This window comes from Shewanella sp. TC10, from assembly GCF_009663145.1.
Taxonomy (GTDB): Bacteria; Pseudomonadota; Gammaproteobacteria; order Enterobacterales; family Shewanellaceae; genus Shewanella.
Genome location: NZ_VKHR01000056.1, coordinates 26,594 through 35,508 on the forward strand (window position 1 = coordinate 26,594; position 8,915 = coordinate 35,508).

Below are 8,915 nucleotides of genomic sequence, written 5' to 3' on the forward strand. Positions count from 1 at the left end.
CATAATTTCTGCTGTTGGATTTTTGCCAATGAGCGGAGCATGGGCTGCGCCTCATCTCGACGATAAAGTTAACGCTCAATCGGAGGAAGCAACTCATGAAAAAGCTAAACGGATAATGCAGTCGACTGAACAATCTGCATTAGTACAATCTGCATTAGTACAATCTGCATTAGTACAGTCTGCATTAGTCGCGAAAGAGAAAGCTCACAAGTCACTTTCGCCAACAGTGTTGACTCAAGTGGCGACACCAATAGTAACCACGTCAGCAGTTTCTTCACCTACGGCAGATAAGGCCAAAAAGCATGTTAAGTTAGCCCCCGCTACTGGTGCATCATCTTCAAAGCCAATTAAGCAATACCAAAATGTTGAGTCCGTTAAGCCTACTTGGGTATCAAGCCAACAACCTGAAGTTAAACAAGCCGCAAAATCCCAACAAGTTTTGTTAGCGCCAATTGTCGTACTGCCCACTGAACCTGTAAAGAATCAAGATGTAGAAAGTCGTTTGCATCTAAAACCTAAAAAACAACAAGTGCTTCATCCAGCCGTGGTTGCTATTCCTGATGATTCCCCCAAACCTATGTTGGTATTACAGCCTAAAGTACTTGTTGCGCCAACAACTCAAGTCGATCTCAATCAAAAAGCGGCACCTGCCAAAAAAACAGAGTGGGTTAAACCGTTAAAAACAGCTTCCTTTTCGGATTCAAGCCAAACTAAACGCAGCCAGCCTAAGCGTAAAATCTATCAATATGAACAGGGCGGTATTACTACTTTTTCTAATATAGTGCCTGATTCGACTGAATTTGAAGTCTTGTTATATGACTGTTTCGCCTGCCAAGTTGACTCACAGGTGGATTGGCACAGTATTCCTCTTTTTGCCTTTAAACATAAAGATTATGTCAGCGACGCTGCCCAGCAGTTTGCATTAGATCCAGCATTAATCAGAGCGGTGATCCATGCTGAGTCTGCCTTTAATGCTAAGGCGCTATCAAAAGTAGGTGCCATTGGTTTAATGCAATTAATGCCAGCCACAGCTAAGGAACTAGGCGTGAGTGATGCCTATGATGTGAAACAAAACATTTGGGGCGGCAGTCAATATTTAGCTTATTTATTAGATCGATTTGATAACGATATTGATTTGGCCTGCGCCGCTTATAACGCCGGCCCAACAACAGTAAGTAAATACCAAGGCATACCGCCTTATCCTGAAACACAAGCCTATGTAGAGCGAGTCAAAATACTCTTAAAACGTTATCGCGCTGCACTGCAAAGTTAGAGGAAACTATGAAACGACAATTACAGTTAACTAAAACAGCTGCATCAGTTTTCGGACTGATGTCTTTAATCAGTTTTGGAGCGAGCGCCGCGCCAGCACCTTCGCAAGAAGATCTTCGTTTATACGATATTGCCACTGCGCCCAAAGCCGAACGACTACATGATGATGTTGCCAAATTAGTCAGTTTTGGCACTCGCCATACTTTATCCGAAACTGAGTCAGATACCCGAGGTATTGGCGCTGCAAGACGTTGGATTAAAGATGAATTTGAGCGCATTTCGGCTGACTGTGGTGGCTGTCTTGAAGTGGTGATGGTAGGGGAAACCGTTACTGGTAAACGAATTCCTGAGCCAACTGAAGTCGTCAATGTATTTGCAATTCAGCGTGGTAAAACTGACCCCAATCGTGTGGTCATGATGAGTGGCGATATTGATTCTCGCGTGACCGACCCAATGAATTTTACCGATGATTCACCGGGTGCAAATGACAATGCGACTGGTGTCGCTGGAGCGCTTGAAGCTGCGCGAGTGCTATCAAAGTATCAATTTAACGGCACGATTGTTTATGCGGCGCTATCTGGTGAAGAGCAAGGGCTGTATGGTGGTGATGCACTAATTAATTACGCTAAAAAGCATGACTGGCAGGTTCAAGCAGTATTGAATAACGACATGATTGGCAATATCGCCGGGATTAATGGGGTGATTAACAACTCTACGGTACGGGTATTTTCTGAAGGTGTCAGAATTGCAGAAACCAAGGAAGAAGCAAAAGAGCGTTATTTCAGTGGCGGCGAGAATGATTCCGCCTCCCGTAATTTAGCGCGTAATATTAAAGGTTTAGCCGATCAATATATGACAAATTTAGATGTTATGTTGGTTTATCGTCTCGACCGATTCGGTCGTGGTGGTCATCATTTACCCTTTAATAAAGCGGGTATGCCTGCAGTTAGAGTGATGGAAACCAATGAGCATTACGATCGTCAGCACCAAGATTTACGTACCGAAAATGGCATTGAGTATGGTGATGTTATTGAAGGTGTCGATTTTGATTTTAATGCCAAATTGACCGCACTAAATGCTATTAGCCTTGCGTCAATGGCCTGGGCGCCAGCGCCTCCTACGGGGGTGAAGATTGAAGGGATTATGCAACCCGATACTAAAATTCAGTGGAATGACGATAGCAGTAAAGATGTTGTTGGCTATCGCGTTTATTGGCGTTTAACCACAGAATCAGAATGGACCCATAGTCGCTATGTGGGTAAAGTGAATGAATTTATAATGAAAAACATGGTCATAGATAATTATCTTTATGGCGTTGCTGCCGTAGGTAAAGATGGCAATACTAGCCCCGTTGTCTTCCCTGGATCAGCTGGTGCATTTTTTTAAACCGATTTAATGATTAAGGTTAATGGCTAAAGTTTAAGGATGAAGATGAATAAAAGGATTTTATTGGCATGTCTGTTAGTACCGTTACTCACAGCGTGTTCCGCACGAACCGCTTCAAATGCAGCCAACGACTTTGTTATTGTTGCATATGGAAATGCTGAAAAGAGGGATGTTGAGGAGTCTCGCCCCGAAAGTCAGACATCGAGTAATAATACCCGTAAGGATGTCAGTGTTAGGATTTTTAGTGCGATATTTGGTGCTCTTTCTAGGACGTTAAATGGCGATTAGCAAGCTGACTTCACTATACTGAAGCTAAAAATATTGAAGCTAGAAACATTGAAACTAAAAAAGCCCATATAACTTAAATTATATGGGCTTTTTGTTGAGTGCTAAATTATTTAATCGTTAATTATTCTGGCACTTCTAGCTTAACCACGGTTTTGCCGCCACTTTGGCCTAAGCTTCGCTCTAAATAATCCAAGGTTTCTTTAGCGGCGATATCTAATTGCCATGGTGGGTTAATCACCCACAAGCCTGCAGCTGTCATACCAAATGCATTATTGTCAGGGGTAATTGACTGCTCAATTCTCAGTTGATTTTTAATGCCACTGTCAGCCAAAATTTTCAACATGGCTTCAGTCTGCGCTCTATCAACGACAGGATACCAAAGCATATAAACGCCTGTTGCGAAGCGTTTATGAGCCTTAATAATCGCATGGGCGACATCTTGGTAGTCAGTTTTTATTTCATAACTTGGGTCAATCAGAGCAACACCACGACGCTCCAAAGGTGGTACTGCAGCAATCAGTCCTTTTAAGCCATCACCTTTTACCACACGTACATGTCTATCATTCGCAAACTGCTCATCCAGTGTGGCAAAATCAGTACTGTGGATCTCATGTAATACCATGCGGTCTTTTTCACGCATGTTCATATCTACAAAAGCGGGAGACCCTGGGTAAAAAGCCAGATCTTCTTCACCTTGGTTGAAGTGTTTTACATCTTCAATATAAAGCTGCAAGGGTTCTGGTAAATCATCTTTGCCCCACAGCTTAGCGACACCATCCAAATACTCACCTGTTTTCTTAGAAAACTCATCGGTAAGGGCATAACCGCCAGCACCCGCATGGCTATCAATGTAAGCCATTGGCTTGTGTTTTTTGTGCATGAGTTTAAGCACTTGCAGCAACATTGAATGCTTGAGTACATCGGCATAATTGCCAGCGTGATAACCGTGACGGTAACTTAACATGAGTGATCCCAGATTATTTGAACAGCTTAATGCTGTGTAATAGCTGCATTATAAGTTTTCTCAGTCAACAGGTATAGGTATTCACTCTCGTTGGCTTTTGGCATAATAGTCATAATCTTTTTGAGCCTAGGACAATCCTTTGCAAATACCTGTTTTTTTTAACCAACAATATCCTTCTTTAGTTGATATCAGTGAACGCTGGGGTCTTGTGTGGGATAAAAATGCTGAGTTTGAGTTACGTTTCGAGCAGAACACCTTAACCTTGCATAAACGTGACGAACCAAAACTTGATGGTATTGAAGTGGACTTTGTTTCTGGTGCGGTGGCCCATCGACGTAAATTCGGTGGTGGTCGCGGTCAAACGATTGCTAAAGCGGTTGGCTTGAAACAAGGTATTTCCCCGACTGTGGTTGATGGTACTGCAGGTTTAGGCCGTGATGCATTTGTATTGGCAAGTTTAGGCTGTAAAGTCATCATGGTTGAGCGTCACCCTGTGGTCGCTGCTTTACTTGAAGATGGCTTACGCCGCGCTTATGAAGATGCTGAAATCGGTGAGTGGATGTGCGATCGTATGAGTCTATTTCATGGCTCAAGCATTGAAGCCCTTGCAGATGCCGCTGCGCAGTCAGGTGATGAAATTGATGTGGTTTATCTTGATCCTATGTACCCGCACCGTGAAAAATCGGCATTAGTTAAAAAAGAAATGCGCGTGTTTCAAACCCTTGTTGGTGCTGATTTAGATGCCGATGGATTGCTAAAACCTGCCCAAGCATTAGCGACAAAACGGGTTGTTGTTAAACGCCCTGATTATGCCGAAGACTTAGATGGGGTGAAACCTAGCATGGTATTAGCGCAGAAGAAAAACCGCTTTGATGTTTATGTAAAAGCGGCAATGAAGTAAGCGTGTCTTTTTTGATGGGTTAGCCATTGAAGAGTTAGTCGTTTCGCAATAAAAAGTCGTCAGGATCTTTAACGACTTTATTATTAACACTATTACTTTGCTGCTCAGCAATTCCTTTCGCATCTGTTTGTAGCCCATTCAGTCAGGCTGTGGTATTGGTATCGTGCCAGGTTTTTACTTGCCGAACTTTTACCTGTTGGATTTTTACCTGCCGGATTGTTACTTGCTTAAGTTGAGGGGTGAAATTTGCCTTGTTGTTCCTCAGTGCTGCCTGCCAATCAATCATATTTATGGCTTACATTCCTATGGCCAAAAAGCCCCTCTCAAAGTTAATGCGAGCTTAGATGCTATTGCCAGTTTGATCTAACACTGGTGATGGCGACGTATAAGTGTGCGGTTTTTCATTTTGCCTAAGTGGTCTCCCTCTTGTATGGGAGCAATATTGTTATTGATTTTGACTGGCGATTGAGAATGTAAGCAAGTATGTCTTAACTTTATTATTCACTATTGAATTAAATCGTGTCACAGAAATAAAATGGAAACCTATTTAAGTTATTGTTTTTAATGATTCAAACTTTAATGTTGAACTTCATGTAAGCACGATACGATATAAATAAAATCGAGTTTTGTTGGCAAAATAGGCAGCTAAAGTTGTTGTTTTGTAAAGCCGTGCAAAGTTGGCATCTAACAGTGTGAATTTTCGGTGCAAATCTCTAAAATTATTAACATAACAAAAAAAGACACCATGGAATCTCGGTTGATGAAAAAACACCTCACCTTTGCGGTGATTGCTATGTCCTTAAGTGCATTAGCCGGTTGCACCAGTCCGACATATTTAGATGAACAACAGGTTAAACCTGAGCTGCCACAAACTTGGTACACCAGTGCGGACTCGTTAAAGGAAAACCAACCTTGGGTTGAAGCTATCGCTACGGATCAATTGCTGGAGCTGGCAAGTATTGCACTTAACCGTAACCAAGAATTAATTCAATTAGCTTTAGATGTTGAAGTTAAAAAGCAGCAGCTAACGGTGAGTGATTCAGATTTCTGGCCAGAATTAACTGGGTCGTTAAATTCAGGTCGTAATGGCAATAATGACACTGAAACTAACACTAATAGCCTGAGTTTCGATTTAAATTATGAAATTGATATTTGGGGTAAGTTATCCGACAGTGCAAAGGCGACTAAACTCAATTTATTAACCGCAGAAGCTAACTATCAGCAAGCGCGAGATAACCTCGTCGCTGATGTCGTGAGCGCTTATTACCAAGTGGTGACCTCCCAAGAGTTAGTGAAGCTGTACGAGCGACGCACTGAAAATGCCAAAGTAAGTTTTGAGATTATTGAGTCAGGCTATTTCCAAGGTCTTAATACGTCATTAGATGTTTATCTCACCCAAAATGAGTTTTATAACGAGCAATCAAACTTGTTTGGTCAGCGTAGCCAATTAAATGCTGACATTCGTCAATTAGAACGCTTGTTGGGTGGCTATCCCGCGGCTAAATTAATGGTTAATGCCCAGCTGCCATTGTTGCCTCAAGGCATCAAAATTGGCGTGCCAAGTGAATTAGTCAAACGTAAGCCGTCGTTGCAAGGCGCTTGGTATCAACTGTTATCTCAAGATTCGACAGTGGCCTACACCCAAAAGCAACGATACCCCTCGCTACGTTTAGGTGGCAGTGTTGGCAGCAGTGACAGCGACTTTGCAAATTTGTTTGATGAAGACTTTAGCTCTTGGTCTGTTTTTGCTGGACTGACATCGCCTATTTTTAATGCTGGTCGCTTAAAAGCCCAAACCGAGCAGCAAAAGCTGATTTTAAAACAACAAGAGCAGCAATACCTCATCACATTATTTGGTGCGTTTGAGGATGTTGAAAACGCTCTCGACTTAGATGCTAGCTTACAACAGCAGTATCAAGCGACACTCAAGTCTCAAGATAATGCACTACAGGCAGAAACCCTCTCATTTGAACAATACCAAGTCGGGCTAGAAAGCTATACCACAGTGTTAGATGCCCAAACTCGTTCGTTTGTGGCGCAAACCTCTGTGATCAATCTAAAAAATCAAATCATTGCAAACCGGATTCAATTGCACCTTGCACTAGGTGGCGATCTTGATGCAGGTGTAACTCAAGTTGAAAATAATTATGAATAAAAAATACCTTGTTCCTGTTGCCATCATTGCTGCTGTCGTCATTGCTATTGCGCTAATTACCAGCAACCCACCGACCTCTAAACGTGGTGGTAAAAAACCGTCAGCTAATGTGACTGTCGAAGCTTTGCAAATCCAGTTACAAGATTATCAAATTGAGGTGAGTAGTTTTGGGGTGGTAAAACCTCGTACTCAAAGCTCATTGGTGACTCAAGCTTCTGGGCAGATTTTGTCTATCAATTCTAAGTTTCGTGAAGGTGGTTTCTTTAAAAAAGGCGACGTCTTAGTGCAGCTAGATGATCGAGATTATCTTGCCGAAGTGAAAATAACCCAAGCGGGTTTATTGCAAGCACAGCAAGGCCTGCAAGAAGAGCAGGCTCGTGTTGAACAAGCGTTAATTGACTGGAAGCGTTTAGGTAATGGTCGTGAACCCACAGATCTAGTATTACGTAAACCACAGTTAGCAGCGGCGCAGGCATCAATGTTATCCAATCAAGCTCAGCTTGATAAAGCTTTGCTTGCCCTAGAACGCACTAAAATTGTCGCCCCTTTTGACGGCCGAATCTTAGAAAAAAACGTTGATGTGGGCCGAGTAGTGTCGACTAATGCAGAACTCGCTACGATTTATGCCACTGACTATGTCGAAATCCGTTTGCCAATTAATAATAAAGATTTGGCCTTAGTTGATTTGCCGGAACAAGGCAAAAGAGCTGTTGCTCCTGTGCAATTTGAATCTGATTTAATTGGATCGCAAAACTGGCAAGGTCAGCTAGATCGCACTGAAGGTGCGATTGATAGTAGTTCACAGCAGCTATATGTGGTGGCGCAAATTGATGAGCCATTTAGTTACCAAAGCCAGAAGCAAATGCCATTGAAAATAGGCCAATACTTAACGGCTAAAATTGAAGGGAAAGTATTGAAGGGAGCCATTGTTATCCCGACAAAATCGATTTACCAAGGTAGCTATGTGTATGTGGTAGAGGATGGAAAGTTACTGCGCAAAGAGGTCACAACCTTGTGGAGAAACAGTCAAGATGCAGTGATTTCATCAGGGTTACAAGCTGATGATAACTTGGTTACCACTTCATTAGGCCAAGTGAGTTCAGGTACACCAGTCTCTATAGCTGGTGCAGCCAAACCAATGAGAGCATCATCTGAAAACCGTCCTGAAAATGCCAACAAAAATAAGCCGCCTAGAGGCGAGAGAATGGCAAAGAATAAGGAGGCACAACAATGATAGCTTGGTTTACTAAAAACCATGTTGCTGCCAACTTGCTGATGTTGTTCTTGTTGGTGATTGGACTTGGCTCATTATCGACACGTATTCCATTGGAAGTTTTCCCAAGTGTGGACTCTGAAGTCGTATCGGTGAATATTTCACTTCGCGGTGCAACGCCAGAAGATGTTGAGCAAGGGGTGACGATTCGAGTCGAAGAAGCGGTACAAGATCTCGAAGGGATTAAAAAAATCACTTCGACCTCTTCAGAGGCCTCATCAAGTGTGCGTATTGAAGTTGAAAGCAATTACGACCCCCGTGAATTACTCGCTGATATTAAGAGTCGAGTTGATTCAATTAATACTTTTCCGGTAGATGCTGAAAAACCGGTTATCGCGCTAGCTCAGCGTAAACGTGAAGTGATTGCGGTTACGGTGACAGGTAAATATAGCGAGAAGGAAACCTTAGAGTTTGCTGAAGTGGTGCGTGATGAATTACTGCGCTTAGATGGGGTCACCCAGCTAGATTTAAGTGGTGTGCGTAATTACGAAGTCACCCTAGAAGTGTCACAAGATAAGCTGCAACAATATCAACTTACTCTAAGCGAAATAGCCAGGGCGATTAACGCCTCTAGTACCGATATTTCTGCAGGTAACTTGAAAACTCAGGGCGGCGATATCTTATTGCGCTCAAAGGGCCAAGCGTATTACAAAGATGAATTTGCCAACATTGCCAK

8 protein-coding genes are annotated in these 8,915 nt (G+C 42.6%); 7 read left to right on the forward strand and 1 reads right to left on the reverse strand.

Features of this window, described 5'->3' with window-relative positions:
• The first annotated feature begins 28 nt into the window (after window positions 1-28).
• From FNZ24_RS21965 to FNZ24_RS16970, 3 genes are read left to right on the forward strand one after another with little or no spacing between them, the layout of a single operon-like run.
• Window positions 29-1,273: a lytic transglycosylase domain-containing protein gene (locus tag FNZ24_RS21965; protein WP_416384847.1), complete on the forward strand. Its 1,245-nt coding sequence runs from the start codon at window positions 29-31 to the stop codon at window positions 1,271-1,273.
• Window positions 1,274-1,281: 8 nt separating this feature from the next.
• Window positions 1,282-2,658, forward strand: coding sequence for a M28 family metallopeptidase (locus FNZ24_RS16965; RefSeq protein ID WP_153916023.1), 1,377 nt, complete (start codon window positions 1,282-1,284; stop codon window positions 2,656-2,658).
• Window positions 2,659-2,703: 45 nt separating this feature from the next.
• The gene (locus tag FNZ24_RS16970; RefSeq protein WP_153916024.1) at window positions 2,704-2,946 is read left to right on the forward strand and encodes a hypothetical protein; all 243 of its coding nucleotides are present in this window, start codon (window positions 2,704-2,706) and stop codon (window positions 2,944-2,946) included.
• 121 nt (window positions 2,947-3,067) lie between these two features.
• On the opposite strand, the gene FNZ24_RS16975 is transcribed toward FNZ24_RS16970, so the two are convergent.
• Complete coding sequence (locus tag FNZ24_RS16975; RefSeq protein WP_153916025.1) at window positions 3,068-3,910, reverse strand: 23S rRNA (adenine(2030)-N(6))-methyltransferase RlmJ; 843 nt, start codon at window positions 3,908-3,910, stop codon at window positions 3,068-3,070.
• A gap of 139 nt (window positions 3,911-4,049) precedes the next feature.
• On the opposite strand from FNZ24_RS16975, the gene FNZ24_RS16980 reads away from it, so the two are divergent.
• The 4 genes from FNZ24_RS16980 to FNZ24_RS16995 form a co-directional block, all read left to right on the forward strand.
• Window positions 4,050-4,811 (forward strand): class I SAM-dependent methyltransferase, encoded by a 762-nt coding sequence (locus FNZ24_RS16980; RefSeq protein ID WP_153916026.1) that lies wholly within the window; start codon window positions 4,050-4,052, stop codon window positions 4,809-4,811.
• 760 nt (window positions 4,812-5,571) lie between these two features.
• Complete coding sequence (locus tag FNZ24_RS16985) at window positions 5,572-6,966, forward strand: TolC family protein (RefSeq protein WP_194945085.1); 1,395 nt, start codon at window positions 5,572-5,574, stop codon at window positions 6,964-6,966.
• Window positions 6,959-8,200 (forward strand): efflux RND transporter periplasmic adaptor subunit, encoded by a 1,242-nt coding sequence (locus FNZ24_RS16990; protein ID WP_228768527.1) that lies wholly within the window; start codon window positions 6,959-6,961, stop codon window positions 8,198-8,200. Before FNZ24_RS16985 ends, FNZ24_RS16990 begins: the two co-directional genes overlap by 8 nt.
• Window positions 8,197-8,915: efflux RND transporter permease subunit (locus tag FNZ24_RS16995; protein ID WP_194945086.1), on the forward strand; the 719-nt coding region annotated here is incomplete at its 3' end. The genes FNZ24_RS16990 and FNZ24_RS16995, both read left to right, overlap by 4 nt.